16 protein-coding genes and 2 pseudogenes are annotated in these 15,708 nt (G+C 48.3%); 10 read left to right on the top strand and 8 right to left on the bottom strand.

All coding sequences use genetic code 11. The features are described from left to right. The first annotated feature begins 31 nt into the window (after positions 1 to 31). The gene (locus ACOTXF_RS21040; protein WP_022652281.1) at positions 32 to 1,012 is read left to right on the top strand and encodes an IS5-like element ISKpn26 family transposase; all 981 of its coding nucleotides are present in this window, start codon (positions 32 to 34) and stop codon (positions 1,010 to 1,012) included. 38 nt (positions 1,013 to 1,050) lie between these two features. Here ACOTXF_RS21040 and ACOTXF_RS21035 read toward each other — a convergent pair whose 3' ends face one another. From ACOTXF_RS21035 to ACOTXF_RS21020, 4 genes are all read right to left on the bottom strand, one after another. After that, positions 1,051 to 1,275: an Hha/YmoA family nucleoid-associated regulatory protein gene (locus ACOTXF_RS21035; protein ID WP_077271630.1), complete on the bottom strand. Its 225-nt coding sequence runs from the start codon at positions 1,273 to 1,275 to the stop codon at positions 1,051 to 1,053. A gap of 106 nt (positions 1,276 to 1,381) precedes the next feature. Beyond that, on the bottom strand, positions 1,382 to 1,864 hold the full coding sequence (locus ACOTXF_RS21030; RefSeq protein ID WP_045899846.1) for a hypothetical protein: 483 nt from the start codon (positions 1,862 to 1,864) through the stop codon (positions 1,382 to 1,384). A gap of 33 nt (positions 1,865 to 1,897) precedes the next feature. Beyond that, complete coding sequence (locus ACOTXF_RS21025; protein ID WP_060415435.1) at positions 1,898 to 2,473, bottom strand: hypothetical protein; 576 nt, start codon at positions 2,471 to 2,473, stop codon at positions 1,898 to 1,900. Then, positions 2,470 to 2,706: a hypothetical protein gene (locus tag ACOTXF_RS21020; RefSeq protein ID WP_060415434.1), complete on the bottom strand. Its 237-nt coding sequence runs from the start codon at positions 2,704 to 2,706 to the stop codon at positions 2,470 to 2,472. Before ACOTXF_RS21020 ends, ACOTXF_RS21025 begins: the two co-directional genes overlap by 4 nt. Positions 2,707 to 3,021: 315 nt before the next feature. Between ACOTXF_RS21020 and ACOTXF_RS21015 the strand changes: the two genes are divergently transcribed. The 8 genes and pseudogenes from ACOTXF_RS21015 to ACOTXF_RS20980 all read left to right on the top strand — a co-directional run bounded on the left by ACOTXF_RS21015 (position 3,022) and on the right by ACOTXF_RS20980 (position 10,489). Then, complete coding sequence (locus ACOTXF_RS21015; RefSeq protein ID WP_060415433.1) at positions 3,022 to 6,141, top strand: hypothetical protein; 3,120 nt, start codon at positions 3,022 to 3,024, stop codon at positions 6,139 to 6,141. 155 nt (positions 6,142 to 6,296) lie between these two features. Continuing rightward, positions 6,297 to 6,542, top strand: a pseudogene (locus tag ACOTXF_RS21010) (hypothetical protein); the annotation flags it as partial. Positions 6,543 to 6,669: 127 nt separating this feature from the next. Beyond that, positions 6,670 to 6,990, top strand: a complete 321-nt coding sequence (locus tag ACOTXF_RS21005) for a hypothetical protein (protein ID WP_004197770.1) — start codon at positions 6,670 to 6,672, stop codon at positions 6,988 to 6,990. A gap of 55 nt (positions 6,991 to 7,045) precedes the next feature. Continuing rightward, the gene (locus tag ACOTXF_RS21000; RefSeq protein ID WP_047353182.1) at positions 7,046 to 7,354 is read left to right on the top strand and encodes a hypothetical protein; all 309 of its coding nucleotides are present in this window, start codon (positions 7,046 to 7,048) and stop codon (positions 7,352 to 7,354) included. A gap of 27 nt (positions 7,355 to 7,381) precedes the next feature. After that, complete coding sequence (locus tag ACOTXF_RS20995; RefSeq protein ID WP_004197773.1) at positions 7,382 to 7,711, top strand: hypothetical protein; 330 nt, start codon at positions 7,382 to 7,384, stop codon at positions 7,709 to 7,711. A 48-nt stretch (positions 7,712 to 7,759) separates the two neighbouring features. After that, positions 7,760 to 8,578 carry a hypothetical protein gene (locus tag ACOTXF_RS20990; protein WP_004197776.1) on the top strand — a complete coding sequence of 273 codons (819 nt, stop codon included), beginning with the start codon at positions 7,760 to 7,762 and terminating at the stop codon, positions 8,576 to 8,578. Next, a complete protein-coding gene (locus ACOTXF_RS20985; RefSeq protein ID WP_004197768.1) occupies positions 8,578 to 9,360 on the top strand; it encodes a site-specific integrase in 783 nt (260 codons plus the stop codon). The genes ACOTXF_RS20990 and ACOTXF_RS20985 overlap by 1 nt, the downstream gene beginning before the upstream one ends. Before the next feature lie 166 nt (positions 9,361 to 9,526). After that, entirely contained in the window at positions 9,527 to 10,489 is a 963-nt protein-coding gene (locus ACOTXF_RS20980) for an Abi family protein (RefSeq protein ID WP_004197772.1), read from the top strand. A 156-nt stretch (positions 10,490 to 10,645) separates the two neighbouring features. On the opposite strand, the gene ACOTXF_RS20975 is transcribed toward ACOTXF_RS20980, so the two are convergent. Together ACOTXF_RS20975 and ACOTXF_RS20970 are read right to left on the bottom strand one after the other, a co-directional pair. Further along, positions 10,646 to 11,275, bottom strand: coding sequence for a YkgJ family cysteine cluster protein (locus ACOTXF_RS20975; protein ID WP_004197775.1), 630 nt, complete (start codon positions 11,273 to 11,275; stop codon positions 10,646 to 10,648). Positions 11,276 to 11,499: 224 nt separating this feature from the next. Continuing rightward, positions 11,500 to 11,757, bottom strand: a pseudogene (locus ACOTXF_RS20970) (hypothetical protein); the annotation flags it as partial. A 29-nt stretch (positions 11,758 to 11,786) separates the two neighbouring features. Between ACOTXF_RS20970 and ACOTXF_RS20965 the strand changes: the two are divergent. After that, positions 11,787 to 12,755: an IS5 family transposase gene (locus ACOTXF_RS20965; RefSeq protein ID WP_072269220.1), complete on the top strand. Its 969-nt coding sequence runs from the start codon at positions 11,787 to 11,789 to the stop codon at positions 12,753 to 12,755. A gap of 518 nt (positions 12,756 to 13,273) precedes the next feature. Here ACOTXF_RS20965 and ACOTXF_RS20960 read toward each other — a convergent pair. Both ACOTXF_RS20960 and ACOTXF_RS20955 read right to left on the bottom strand, forming a co-directional pair. Continuing rightward, on the bottom strand, positions 13,274 to 14,248 hold the full coding sequence (locus ACOTXF_RS20960; RefSeq protein ID WP_004197750.1) for a ParB family protein: 975 nt from the start codon (positions 14,246 to 14,248) through the stop codon (positions 13,274 to 13,276). After that, entirely contained in the window at positions 14,245 to 15,450 is a 1,206-nt protein-coding gene (locus tag ACOTXF_RS20955) for an AAA family ATPase (protein ID WP_004152349.1), read from the bottom strand. Before ACOTXF_RS20955 ends, ACOTXF_RS20960 begins: the two co-directional genes overlap by 4 nt. Between the last annotated feature and the right edge of the window lie 258 nt (positions 15,451 to 15,708).

Genomic DNA, 15,708 nt, shown 5'->3' with positions numbered 1-15,708 from the left:
ATTCATCCGGAGCGCATCCCAGAGGGACATCATGAGCCATCAACTCACCTTCGCCGATAGTGAATTCAGCACTAAGCGCCGTCAGACCCGAAAAGAGATTTTCCTCTCCCGCATGGAGCAGATTCTGCCATGGCAGAATATGACCGCTGTCATCGAGCCGTTTTATCCCAAGGCGGGCAATGGCCGACGGCCCTATCCGCTGGAGACCATGCTGCGTATTCACTGCATGCAGCATTGGTACAACCTGAGCGACGGTGCCATGGAAGATGCCCTGTACGAAATCGCCTCCATGCGCCTGTTTGCCCGATTATCCCTGGATAGCGCCCTGCCGGATCGCACCACCATCATGAATTTCCGCCACCTGCTCGAGCAGCATCAACTGGCCCGTCAATTGTTCAAGACCATCAATCGCTGGCTGGCCGAAGCAGGCGTCATGATGACCCAAGGCACTTTGGTGGATGCCACCATCATTGAGGCACCCAGCTCTACCAAGAACAAAGAGCAGCAACGCGATCCGGAGATGCATCAGACCAAGAAAGGCAATCAGTGGCACTTTGGCATGAAGGCCCACATTGGTGTCGATGCCAAGAGTGGCCTGACCCACAGCCTGGTCACCACCGCGGCCAACGAGCATGACCTCAATCAGCTGGGTAATCTGCTTCATGGAGAGGAGCAATTTGTCTCAGCCGATGCCGGCTACCAAGGAGCGCCACAGCGCGAGGAGCTGGCCGAGGTGGATGTGGACTGGCTGATCGCCGAGCGTCCCGGCAAGGTAAAAACCTTGAAGCAGCATCCGCGCAAGAACAAAACGGCCATCAACATCGAATACATGAAAGCCAGCATCCATGCCAGGGTGGAGCACCCGTTTCGCATCATCAAGCGGCAGTTCGGCTTCGTGAAAGCCAGATACAAGGGGCTGCTGAAAAACGATAACCAACTGGCGATGTTATTCACCCTGGCCAACCTGTTTCGGGTGGACCAAATGATACGTCAGTGGGAGAGATCTCAGTAAAAACCGGAAATAACGCCAGAAATGGTGGAAAAAATAGCCTAAATAGGCTGATTCGATGTGTTTGCGGGAAAAAAATCGGCCCAGATCCGCGAAATTTTAATCAGCGAGTCAGCTTGGGAAGACATGATCTGCTTATTCGCACCTTCCTTAAAGGGTTCCAGTTCGTCGTCGGTCAGATCGTATTTGTTTTTTTCTATCACTTTTTCAAGCGTGTCTCTGGAAGTACAGCGTCTGAGGCATAACAGCCATTCCTGTCTGGTCATGTAATTTATGCAATAGCACCGGGAAGAAGTCGCTTATCTTAAGTGGTACGCTTCAGATCTGTCTATGAGACAACCCCGTGTACCGACAGAACAGGACGGAAAGCGGTTAATTCAGCCCGTTATGCTGAACATAATCGCTGATGCTCAGGCCTGACTTGCGGATATCATCCGAAACCTTGCGGTACTGATCTTTCCACTCTTCTGGCATGTCCCGGAGAACCGCTATTTTACAGGCCACACTGTAGGGGGTACGCCCCAGCTTTTCGGCCAGCCAGAACAGATGAACGCCCACCTCTTCGTCCGGTACGGATTCGAGGGCATCAAGCAGCATCGTCCCCTCTTCTTCCCGCCAGGGTTCGCCGGCATGCGGAAAACGTGGGTCGGGCACACGTTCCTGTTTCTCTTCCTTTAGTTTCGACGCTGCCGGAACGCTGGACTTCTTCATACTGACGCGCGCTTTCATGGCACCGATGGCGGCGACGGCCCGGACCAAATCCTCGCGCTCCTGGCGCGTCAGCAGGCTGTCCTCACAAATCAGGGCATTCAGATTATCGATCAGCGTATTCAGTTTGGGTTCTGTTAATTTCATTCTTCTGTTCTCATTCCTTGCATGTGGTGTCGGTCAGTCCCGGCTCTCATTCACCTGGATGGTGACCGGCAGTCCTGCATCAAAACAGGTCTGATACCAGCTGGCCACCTGCAGGGGATCGCCCTCTTTTATCCGGCGTATGCCGCCGGCATCCGTCAGCTGCAGGCAGGTGGACCCGTCCGGACGGATCACGTAGGCCGCTTCCCTGATGGTGTAATGGTCGTCATCCAGCTGCAGCGCCACCGCATCACCGGCAGCCGTCTGGCGTAACGGCAGACGCCGGACGTCTGTCAGCCGTTGTCGTGCCGTTTCAGCCTCGCGTTCTGCCTGGAAGAGCGGTTCTGCAATGCCGCGACCGGCCTCCGTCAGCTCGACGGCCAGCTGCAGGTTCGGGGCGCGCAGGGTGCGCAGCCAGCCCGCAGCTTCCATGCGCCGGCAGGAGGCGCGCAGGTTCGGCCCGTACACCGGGGCGTCCCCGCCCTGCTCCAGCACCCGCTCGATATCCCGCGTCGCCACCGGCCCCGGACGTTTCGCATCGAGGGCGGCCAGCACAATCAGCACCCGCCGCTGCAGCGGTGACGGACGTCGGCTTTTTACCGTTCCATTCATTCTTTCATTCCGGCTACACGTTCCTGAAAACGACGGAGGTCAGCCTGTACCGGGCTGAAGTCGGATGCCCCTGCTTTAGCAAGCTCAGACCACAGAAATATGACAGCTTCCACACTGGAAATTTTCGCTGCCGTCGTCTGATCCTGGCGCTTTTTGATAGCTTCAATGACCTCTGTTGTTGTCGCGGCCAGCTGTTCATAGCTGAGTGAAAAATTCACTTCTTTCTCATCCATCCTGCACGCTCCGTCTGAAGATGTCCCGTTATGTTAAAAATCATACTCTATATGATTTAGTTCCTATGTGACAAACATCATATCAGATATGATTATTTGGTTAATGATAAATATCACACTCAGTATGATTTTATGCGTCTGGTTTGATTATCATATCTCTTGAGGGATTCCCGCCGCGCAGATCCGAAAATTGTCTAAATCGGATAACAGGGTGACGAACTTTGCACGAAGGGCATCGGGTGACATTTTCCAGAGAAAAAAAGGTCCCTACCGCTTATTATTCATAAAATTTCTTATGGAACACGCAGGATATCTATGTTTGGAAAACTTCTTAAAAGTGTCTCATGGCAGGTGAGAGCTGAACTCCGACGGAGCCTGAAGTCGAACCAGGATTACAAAAAACTTCGCTGGAACCGGGTGGAGAGAATACTTATTGCCTGCACCACCCATTACATCCGGGCTATGCTGGTCCTCTGGTCCGCAGCCTTCGGGGCTGTTTGCGTGGTCGAATATTTTCGCCCTGTATTACAACCTTTCGCTCTGCAGCATTTTAAGGGCATTACCACGCTTTCAGGTTGGATGTCTAATTTACTGGGTAGCCAGTTGACTATTATCGGTATCGTTTTTCCACTTGTCGTGGGCCTTATAAGTGTTCTGTTTCAAAAAAAATCAGCAAGGATGCATATTCAGTCAGCATATCAACTTCATTCCGGATATTTGTTTTCTGGTCTGAGTGGACTGTCACTTGCCGCATTTATTGTGGTGGGCGGTATGATGTTATCTGTTGGTGACAGATATCTTAATACAGCTTTCGCCGTTACTGCTTTTGTGTGGATGCTTTTCAATATTATTCTGTCTATCTGGTTCTTCGTCTCCAGTCTGAATGTCCTGGATGAGAGCAAGCGCGATCGACTATTGAATAAGTTTTTTTTGTCTCAGATAGTGGATGACTACATACAAAAAGCATATATTCTGGCGTGGCTGCGCTACCCGGGGGCTAACGTAGGTGAAAATTACCTCGGTAATATTAAAATACTGCCTTACTCAATCTCTGAGAAAAACGAGATGCTTCATGTTAAATCTAATGTCAGTAAAGGTGATGTTGTTACAGACATTTATATAAGGCCATTTTTATTTCTGCTGAGAAGGCTAGAGGCGGTAGATGGGCAGGATGCGGAAATTATCATTCTGCCCTCCTTTGGTGTTCGTTCCGGTGAACTGACTTTAATGTCATTGAAAAATATCAAGCCTGTTTCAGGATTGTGGCGGTGGTTATTTATCCGTTGTATTATAACAGGACGCCCTGAGAAGAAAAGGGATCTGGATGATATTACTTTTGATTTCTTTGGTGAGGCTTACGATGCACTTAATGATAAAAATATTAGCGTCTTCAGAGCAGGAATTGAAAGATTAACAGATACCTATACCTCTATCAAAAGAAGTTACAATTACGGGGTTGATAAAAATTATCTGGATGAAGTAAAAGAATCAGGTTTTAGCCATACTTTCAGTGATTCATTCCATTATGAATTGAGAAAGTTTTTTCGTGAATCCGTAAAATCAACGGAATATTCAGGCGAATATTTCCGTGAATCGATGGCCATTCCATTGCATGTGTACAGAAAAACACAGAGCACGTGTTTTACCGATTTCAGACAGTTTTTACTTTCGCTTTTCAGGGTGTGGCATGTGTTAAACGACTGGAAAGCGGGACTGGGGGGCCCCCTCTCGGCCAGCCAGGAGCTGACTCACCAGGCCCTTATCCGCGAGTTCATCGGACTGTGGGAAGGCTGGAGTATGACCACGATCACTGGCAAACCCGGGAGTGAAGATTCTACTGGCCGCCTGATGTATCATCTGCATAATACCGTCAGGCTTCTTATTCCGTCAGTGGTTGCCGATAATGCCTCTTCCGTGCGATATGCTCACGACGTTCTCTGCCTCTGGTTTAATCAGAACCGGTTTACACGGTACTGGGAGGAAGAGTACCGCTGGCACAGTTTCTTCCTGACTCCGGATTATCTGTCCCTGAAGGAGACAGAACCGCAGTGGGATATGTTACTCAGGGGCAGCATGTATAAAAAAGATGCGGCTTTGTCCATTATGTTTGCAAATGCCTTATCTGATTTGCGGTTGTTAATGGCAGGGTATCTTATTGCTCATTTTGAACCGCAAAAAAATATAGACTTAGCCGATCTTGTAAATCATCTCATTATGTCTGAATTATATGAAGATAGAGATACACATGACACGCTGACACCTGCATTCAGATGTTCTGTCGATATCATTGACATGATACTGAGAATTGAGCACTGTAATCTGCATACGAATACAAGCTGGTACAGCGGGTTATCCGAAACCATTGAGGTTATGAACTCATATAATGAAAGGCCTTACATTCCCGGGCGGGTGTATACAGGAGTAAATGAGGATATTGGCAGCCTCTACGGAGCGTTCTCCTTACTGGCCATAAAGCTCGCGCGACCAGCTGAACAGGTTACGCAGCGCGTTAATGAAGCCCTGGCGGGAAGGTTGTTTTCCTATTTCAGTAAAGACAGAATAATTTCTATTCTTGAACGACTGAAACGAGACCCTTCAGTTCCTTATGAAGGTTATATTATTTCAGAAGCGGATTATGCAACGAATGTGGTGTTCTTTAATGATGTTCTGGATAAATACATAGATGTCTTCAACCGTAGTAAAACGGCAGATATCGTTGCTGCTGAAGTAGACCAGGAGCGACTCAGAAATACTGATACTCGTCTTACAAACGAACTTCCTGGGGCATTGTCTGAAGATGTTCTGCTTAAATACTTCACGTTTACTCAAAATTCAGAATGTGATCGCAACTGGCTGGTGAGATACATTCCTGTTGGTGTTTCCAAAGATTATGTTGCCAGAGATCTTAATCAGAATGTCTACGGAGATTTTCCTTCGGTATCAGAAGTGAAGAGAAATATTCTCCACAGACTGCATTATGAACTGTGGAAATCACAGGCTAAATTAACAATTGAGGTCAATAATCTCGAAACGCTCTTAATGGAAGTCGCGCAACGGTCCGCTGATCAGAATAACTACATTCTGATGATCTATGGTTCCCGCTTCAGCGAAGAACTGAGGGAGCTGGTCTACCAGCCGGCAAGGCATGACGCGTTTAGCATACATGTTGATGTATCGGCCAGAGGTAGCCGCTCTCTGCCCTTCAGGATCAATAACTGTCTTATTTACCTTGTCCTCAATTCCGAACAGAAATTTTCACTTATGGTCAGTGCTGAATCCTTTGGTGAACTCAGGTTGTTCAGGTATCCGGATGGAACCCTTTTTAACACTTTCTACCGCAGCAACGGTGATCCACTTGAAGGTGTGATGAAAACGCTCTGGGAAATGGAGATGGAAATTACCGATACACCAGTGGTGCGGTTTGAACATCGCTGAGCAAAATTAAGGTGACCCCGGATGGGGTCGCTGTTAAATTGCTTTGTTGTTAATAATTAATTTGAATTGCGATATTTACAGCAATAATCCACTCATCACAACAATTCACTCTTTTTTGTGCTTATCCTGCAATAATCTCTCTCTTCCTCTCCTGAGATCCGAAAAGATGTTGTTCCGGATCTGCTTTCCGGCCTCCGGCGCGCTGCGGCCCGGCAACACAAGATGTAGCGGTGTTCTCAGCTGGCTGTGACGCTATATGTTGTGTCCTTCCCCTGCCCCGTGACCGGCCGCTCACCACCATAAAAGGGCGATATGGTTATTCCCTGACCGTGGTACACTTCCGGAAACTGCGCAATAGCGTAAAAATCGGATCTCACCGGAACGGCTATCCGGTAATTTAATGACGTGGTTATATGGCTGCTTATTATCAGCCAGAGAATAATGACAATAGATAAAATCCCGATTTGTGACTGTCAGGTGTGTCATTAGGTAATGATTTAGTGGTGGGATTATTTAACAGGGTATTAAATGGATATTGATCAAGTTATTCGGGGCCTTATTAGCCAGGGCATGAATTCTGTCTGGGTATATCAAACTGCGAATAGTTACGGCAAAGAACTGGTTCAGTTGCTGGACGTGCAAGGAAACGAGCTGGCTTGGCGTTGGCTCTCTGATGGCTGCGCATCATGGCAGGCTCCCTCTTCAGTGATTGGGGGATATTTGAGCTTACCAGTAGGAGCAAGTGAATATGACCTCTCACAGGGCTTCGATCATGCGTCGTTCATTCTAGGCACTGAGGATTGTTCAAATTATTCAGAACTACCGCCCAGACCAGACTGGTGCCGCTAGGTCGCAAAAAGAATATGAATGGCGGGATTTTTAAGCAATTTAAGGAAGCAAAATTATGGGAATGTTTGATACGGTCAGATTCCGGTACCGGATGCCTGACGGAGTCACCGGGACGGACTTTCAGACCGACGACCTAGACTGCGATTGTGAATTTTACGAGATTTCCGCTGAAGGCCGCCTGCTTCGCTGGATGGGTGACGGTACGCGAACCGATACCTGTTTTGACGGGATGCTGACCCTCAGTGCCGATGACGGTTATCAACTGTATTTTGAGCACGGGACACTGGCGTGGATCGAGGTGTACTCGCAGGGCGACAGGCGCTGGCCGTTTGAGCCAGGCCGTTTTATGCCGGACCCGGCCTGACGGGATTTCTCGATACAAGGAACGCGAATGTGTGATTTATGCAGGGCGGACGGGAATTATTTCCATACGCCGGAATGTGTGTATGACCAGCTGGTCAGTGAGTACCCCGTGATGTGGCTGCGGGATTCGACCCGGATTGGCGCCTGCTACACCCTCCGTGAACTGCTGTCGCCGGAAGGGATGGTGCTGGCCATACAGAACGCGCCTCCCGTGACGGGATGGCGGCTGCGCATGCGGTATAACGAGGCCATTGATGAAGAGATTAACCCGCAGTGCGGGGACTGTATCGAGCTGGCCTCCAGGGCGGACGCCCTGCTGGCTTTTGAACCGTTCCGTGGAGACGATGCGGCAGTATGACCGGCTGGATTTTTCATTTACAGAACCATACAGAAGGGTACTGGCATTATGGGAAGCATGAAAGACCAGATGATGGATATTGAATCTGAACGATTTGATAAATGGCTTGCTGAAAATTATCCGGATGTTGTCCCCGGCTCAGAAGAATGGGAACAGGCCGCTAACCTGTACTACTGGGAACAGGAGTATCTCGCCGATCAGGCTCAGTGGGATCATGAACACGGGCTGTTTGTGGCTTCCCTGAACAATGTTCATCAGCGTTACCTGCACGCCAGCCAGGAGCTGAAGAAGCTCCATGCCCTGCTTGATGAAAAGCAGCCTGAACTGGTGTACAGAATGTCTTTCGTCCATGCCGTGACGGTCATGGAGGCGTACCTGATGTACTGCGCCAGAGCTCTGCTGGAAGAGGACAGGCCGCTCGAGAGATACTTTGAAGAGTATTACTTACCTTTTGCTAAGGTAGGCAAGAAAGAGAAGCAGGCGGCCCGCGAGATGGAGCTTACCAAGTTCCGCCCTGTGGCAAAGAATGTTGTTGCGAGTATGACGTTTCATAACGTGAAAACCATTGAGCGCTATTTCGGGACTGTGCTTCATATACCGCCCGTCTGGCCAATTGAGCCGCTGGGTATCATCGCAGACTGGCGAAACGATCTGGTACACCGCAACGGTGTGGATGAGCATGATGTGCCACGCGTGATATCAGCGCAGCAGCTGCATAGCGCCCTGCAGAAAGTGTCGGATCTGATAGAGGCTGCAGATCATTCCCTGCGTCTGGAAGTGGACTATTTTGGTAACTGGCGTAATGAAGAGAACCGGGAAATCATTGCGGGAGCACTGCGCATATCCCCTGGCGGAGAATCATCCTGATGACCGGACTTGTAACCCTGGGAGGGTATTCGACAACAGGTGCTCAGTTACCTGTTTCTATCGACTATCCAGCGGCGCTGGCCCTGCGTCAGATGGCGCTCGTTCAGGACGAACTGCCGAAATACCTGCTGGCGCCGGAAGTAAGTGCCCTGCTCCACTATGTACCCGATCTCCACCGCAAGATGTTGCTGGCAACCCTCTGGAATACCGGCGCGCGCATTAACGAGGCGCTGGCGCTGACCCGGAGTGATTTTTCCCTGACACCGCCCTACCCGTTCGTGCAGCTGGCCACGCTCAAACAGCGGACCGAAAAAGCCACCAGAACGGCCGGCCGTGCTCCGGCCGGTAGCCTGCCTCATCGTATCGTTCCGCTTTCCGATGCGAACTATGTCAGCCAGCTGGAGATGATGGTGGCCACGCTTAAAATTCCGCTGGAGCGCCGTAATAAACGCACAGACAGAACCGAGAAAGCACGCATCTGGGAAATTACCGACAGAACGGTCCGGACCTGGATAAGTGAAGCCGTTGATGCGGCTGCCGCCGACGGGGTGACGTTTTCGGTACCGGTTACCCCGCACACGTTCCGTCACAGCTACGGGATGCATATGCTGTATGCCGGCATCCCGCTGAAGGTGCTGCAGAGCCTGATGGGACACAAGTCGATCAGCTCGACGGAGGTCTACACGAAAGTGTTTGCGCTCGATGTCGCGGCACGGCACCGGGTGCAGTTCCAGATGCCAGGCGATGAGGCGGTGGCGCTGCTGAAGGGAAATGGCAGGTAACTAGACAGAACTATCTATGCCCAGAGGATGTATTGATTGCTCTTTTTTGAGTAATTTCCGTTGACGTGTTTGTCAAATGGAGTAGTATTAGTATTAATGATGCCTGCAACAACCCTTTGGGGAAGTTAGTGGGCTTTTTTTTTGCCTATTCAGGGATGATGCTGCGATGCCGACAACCCTTTACAGCAAGCCTTACCGTACACCTGCCGATCTGATTAACGACCTCAAGAGCAAAAAGCTTGAGTTTTTGGACGAGGCTGAAGCAGAAAATACGCTCAGCCAGATAAGCTATTACCATTTTAAAATTTATCTCCATCCTCTGTTAGATCCGGCAAGTCCGGGCGGAAAACATTACAGAAAAGATGAGTATTTTGAATATGGGGTTGAGCTATACCGCTTCGACGAAAAACTTCGTGTACTGTTGTTTGGCGTAATTGCGCGGCTTGAAGTTAAGCTCAGAAGCAGGCTTGACCATACACTTTCCGCATTCTCAAATGACCCTTTCTGGTATCTTGATAATACTTTTTTCTATACAGCGAAAGGCACTAAAATTATTGATGACATTCGAAGTAGAATACAAGGTGACTTTAATAAGGAAGGGGAGCTTTACGCGAGAAATTACAGGAAAAAATACCACAATAATTCGCATCCGCAATTCTCTAATCTACCCCCTTTCTGGATTGCCAGTGAGGTAATTACTATCGGTTGTCTTTTCAAGATATTCAGTGCGACTGATTTCTCATATTTTAAGGGATTGCCAGCACCTCATAACACTCTGCTGGATACACTCGCAAATGAGTTTGGTGCAAATGATTTCAATTCGCTGACGAACTGGGTTCAGCGTCTGCGTGACGTAAGAAATCGTGCCGCGCATCATAGCCGACTGTGGAACGCCAAACTTGCGATTCCAAGCCAGATAGCCAGTGAGTTGACCATACCCGCAGTTCACCAGTATCGACCATACTTGACGGTCTGCGTGATACACAAAATGATTAAGACACTAGACCTGGCGGGCATTGACTTAAAGGGTGATCTTCTTCGTCTTTTTGCTGGTAGCCATGCGGCGCAGCTGTATATGGCTGATACCGGCTTCCCGCAAGGTTGGGAAAACGATCCTTTCTGGAATTAAAAAGCGTTGTCAGCAAACAATTGATTCACTAAAAAGGCCGCGATGCGGCCTTTTTGGATAAAATCAAAACTGTGACATATCATAGCCGGAGCCAGTGGAACAGCGCGCAAAACACGCACTGTCAGCGGAACTGGACTGAAATATTTCCATGCCTGGCTATTTTATTCCTTTATGATTCCCAAAGAAGAATCTTATATCACTCTTCTTCCTCTTCCCATTTAGTTGGTCAATATAGTTTCGGAACTGATAAATTATATTTATGTCTTGACCACCTAAACTCCCATATGTCCTATGAGGTTCGTTTGGTGTTTCGCAGTACTTAGGGTTATCTACTGTGAAAAAGGTTCTACAATTGAAAGGTCGATATTCATATATGGAGCAGATTCCATCAGTTAAAAATGGGCAATCTGTATTGGTTTTTAATTTTCTTTGCTTGTTAGATACAATTCTGTGGGATGTATTTTTTTCTATAAAACTTGCTTCTAATGCCGTCATTTCGACACCTATTTTGCAACAGGCGCTGCAACCTTTCTGACATACTGTAAAGGTTGATGCAAACTCGCCAAAAGTATCAAGAAATCCATAAATCAAACTAATTTCCAAAAATGGATTATTCTTAACAGAATCCAGCTTCACCTGAAGAGTCTGACAGGCAGCTATGACGTTTTCAGGGATGTCTGGTAATACTCTTGTTTCATCCCTTTCAATGTATTTCACTTCAATTATTTCATTTTTTTTGGGGAAAAAACGTTGTAGAAGACGTTGTAAAAAATTAATCCATTTCAAAATAACTCCTTAGGCATGACATGAAGCAGCTGCACATTGCAAAAGCAGATTAAACGACACGGATCCAGTAGGCTGGTTCAACAACCCAAACTCCGCAATCATATGCGATAGCCCTACGATGACGGTTCATCAGCCAGAACGTCCAGGCGACAAACCGACTATTTCCACTATAGACGGTTTTATCCCCATCCAGCATGACAGCATAGCGAGGCTTTTTGTTCATATTATGATTCCTTATGTTGTTTACCTGGAATTATCGGAGCGTCCAGGTGGCAAGGCAACTCTGTATCAGAGGATATTTTACCCCGCGCAACCAGCCATGCGCGACGTTGTTCCAGCCATGTTTTGAAAGCGGGTGTCGCTTCGACTTTTTTCACTTCCTTCTGTTTCCAGGCTTTTACCGGGCCTGCACTGAGCGGCGCACCGAGAAATTCACTGATCGCTTTGTCAGTCCAAAGGCGAGCTTTCAAGCCACGTTTGGCTTTGTTGAATAAATCGAACTTTTGCTGAGTTGAAGGATCAGATCACGCATCTTCCCGACAACGCAGACCGTTCCGTGGCAAAGCAAAAGTTCAAAATCACCAACTGGCCCACCTACAATAAAGCCCTCATCAACCGTGGCTCCATAACTTTCTGGCTGGATGATGAAGCTATTCAGGCCTGGTATGAGTCAGCAACACCTTCTTCACGAGGCAGACCTCAGCGCTATTCTGACCTTGCCATCACGACTGTGCTGGTCATTAAACGCGTATTCAGGCTGACCCTGCGCGCTGCGCAGGGTTTTATTGATTCCATTTTTACACTGATGAATGTTCCGTTGCGCTGCCCGGATTACACCAGTGTCAGCAAGCGCGCAAAGTCGGTTAATGTCAGTTTCAAAACGTTCACCCGAGGTGAAATCGCGCATCTGGTGATTGATTCCACCGGGCTGAAGGTCTTTGGTGAAGGCGAATGGAAAGTCAAAAAACATGGCCAGGAACGCCGTCGTATATGGCGAAAGTTGCATCTGGCAGTTGACAGCAACACACATGAAATCATCTGTGCAGACCTGTCGCTGAACAATGTGACGGACTCAGAAGCCTTCCCGGGTCTTATCCGGCAGACTCACAGAAAAATCAGGGCAGCATCGGCAGACGGCGCTTACGACACCCGGCTCTGTCACGATGAACTGCGGCGTAAGAAAATCAGCGCGCTTATCCCGCCCCGAAAAGGTGCGGGTTACTGGCCCGGTGAATATGCAGACCGTAACCGTGCAGTGGCTAATCAGCGGCTGACCGGGAGTAATGCGCGGTGGAAATGGACAACAGATTACAACCGTCGCTCGATAGCGGAAACGGCGATGTACCGGGTAAAACAGCTGTTCGGGGGTTCACTGACGCTGCGTGACTACGATGGTCAGGTTGCGGAGGCTATGGCCCTGGTACGAGCGCTGAACAAAATGACGAAAGCAGGTATGCCTGAAAGCGTGCGTATTGCCTGAAAACACAACCCGCTACGGGGGAGACTTACCCGAAATCTGATTTATTCAACAAAGCCGCCACGTTTACTTATCCACTCAGCATGCCATTCATTGCTCGCTTGGGCTCGTCTATCTGCTGCATTGTAATAAAGCCTCACGGTCATGGCACATCTCCTTGTACTTCTACATCATGAATGGGTTTGGCATAGAGGGACCAAAGAAAAATACAATGATTGAGGTAAGGATAAAACAGGTTAACCAGAGCCATTCAAGTTTCCAAGGTCTGAATAATTGCCAGATAAATCCGGCCGCGATAGTGCCGCAAACAACACCACCAATTAGAGCCTCAGAAATTGTCGAGTGTTCCATTGATTTTGTTTCTCCAAAAATTACGCCATTGTGCTTTATAAAACTTCAAGCGATGCGACAGGGAATTTCATACTGAAAGAAATCACAAAAAACCTAGTTTTTTAGATAGTTAGGACTGAAAATGTAGTGGGAACTTTTTAGTGGAGTCACACATTAAATTCCCACTTTTTTTATTTTTCGAAGGACTGCATGTTGCCCATAACCAGCCTGATGGCCTCATCTAACTCAGCCTGAACTGAAGCAGGAAGACGGGCAAATTCATAGGTCACTAAGCGTTTAGACGGATCGGTTTTCTTCCGGGCAAACTGCTTTTTGTCTTCAAACTCACGTAGTTTTTCAGTTTGTACAGTTTTCACTGGCGCTGGCTTCAGCTGCTTCGAATGGCGTTTAAAAGAGTCCATAATTAGCGACTTACTTATGCTTTCAACTTTTGCTGCACTGATGTCTGCCTGAACTTTTCCGAGCAAATCAGACAGAGGCACACCTTTGCTATCTAAGTCCTCTGAAATTTTTAACAGCAGCTGGTAATCAGCAAGGGAGAGTTCATTGATAACCGGGAATAACTCGACCATTTCAGCTGGCACAGAAGCAGCTTGAAACGCGCGGGAAACGCTGGCCGGTGAGACGTCCTCTACGCGCGCAATTTCATCCTTAGACATGCCATTTGCGTACATAAATTGATATCTTTGACCTATCTCACGAAGCGTATGCTCACGCGCGGTCTGAATGTCTTTGGCAAGCTGACGAGCATCTTCAAGACTTATCTCATCTTCTGTAACCAGAATTTCGAATTTCGCGCCACTGAAGATACATGCCGCCCGGCGCCGGGAACCATCTAACACTTCAATACAACCGTCAATAACTCGGCCGATTGCTGGGAAAAATTGCTGCAGGTTGATAGTTCGCGTTATGTCGCTCACTGACTCAGGGGTTACATACCTTTGGTCGCGACCGTTAACAGCTGGATCGACAAATGTCTTCTCTTCAATATCACCATTCAAAATGGTTGAGAGGGTGAACTTGGCCTGATTACCGGACTTAAGGGTGAATACCTTCTCTGCTTCTTTGGTTTCGAGGCTACGGATAAAATCCGAGCTATCACTACCTAAAATGTTTCGCCCGCGAGCTACTATTTTTTTCTTCACGCTGATTGGCTCCTCAGGAATTCAATACGGTCAAACACAGCCTTCGTAAAATGCTCTGCTTCTGTACGCGCTTTTTTTAACGCGTCGTTGCTACCGGGATAAGATGCTGGGTTAGCACTAATAATCGTATCAAACGTTTCTCCGCAACGTTCAAAGCCATCCAGGCGTGGCAGGGAAGAGTCCAGTATGCTACTTGTGTAGACTTCACGAGCAAGGCTATGTGAAACCAGGTGATCGGGCTTGCCAGTCATTTTCGACATAAAACCAATACTGGCAGCCAGACGCGGTTCAATGCCTTCTTCTTCCAGCGTTTCCAGCATTTCAGGCAAGCGGGTAAGGTATTTCAACGTGGAATGGAAATCGACTTGCGCCGGCGGAGTAGGGGTGAGAATAAGGTCACTTGCCGCCAAACCGTTTAGTAAAAATGGATCGAGGTGCGGACCTGTATCAATCAGGATGAAATCGTAGTCATCAGCCACACGATCGATAATGATTTTGCGAAGCACTTCGTACTGGTTTACGCCCGGCAGGTGCTCGCTAACCAGCTCCTTCCATGCGCTGGCTACAAAACCATCATCGATAGAAGCCGGAATAACATCAACACCTGGAATGATGGTTGGCCGTATCACTTCGTTACGCAGGGTTTCAGCATCGACATCGTTTAGCATCGCTTGCGCGGCGGTTTCAAGAATGGAACCAATACTGTGCGTGTGATCGAGGAACATGGTGCTGGATGCCTGCGGATCAAGGTCAATAACCAGAATACGCAGATCGTGACGCAATAAATCCTGATGCACTCGCAACGCGTGCGCCAGCGTTACAGTTGATACGGTTTTGGATACGCCGCCTTTCAAGTTAACGACGAAAATAACGTAAGGCGATTGATGGATTTCACGATACTTCGGGATCTTGCGGTGGGCGTAAATATCAATAACATTCTGTACTGTAAGAGCATATTGCTCAACATTTCCGACGCGTTTCTTGTTGAAATCGTAGCCTGCATCTTCCATTTCTTTAATGGCCTGCTCCACGATGCGACGGCTTAGCTTGGGTAATTTGGCTACTGCGTTCCGGGTAAAGGTCTGGAAGTATTCTGTAAGGTTAAACTCTTTGCGTTGATCTTCAATGTCCCGGCTCATTGACTCAAGTAATATGCCAGCTCGTCGCGCTATCGAGCCTACTCCACCGTAATCTCGTTTCATTCTGTTCTCCATGATGTTTTCAATGTAGAGGACATTGATTGTACAACTCGGAGTGTACAACAAATACCATGACGTGCAAGAAATTATTGATATTGGTGTTTTTGTTGCACGTTCAGCGAGTGACTCAAAGGCTGAACGCTGATACATGTGTTTATAAATCGGTTCGGAAGTGAGCAAACAGGTGTGTTTACAAAGCGGAAACAATATGAGAGGGAATAGATGTGTTTATAAAACGGATGCTGATGCTGTGTTACCGGG

It is taken from the genome of Enterobacter cloacae complex sp. IR53041 (assembly GCF_049238285.1).
GTDB lineage: Bacteria > Pseudomonadota > Gammaproteobacteria > Enterobacterales > Enterobacteriaceae > Enterobacter > Enterobacter roggenkampii.
This window is presented reverse-complemented; position numbering and strand designations above follow the sequence as displayed.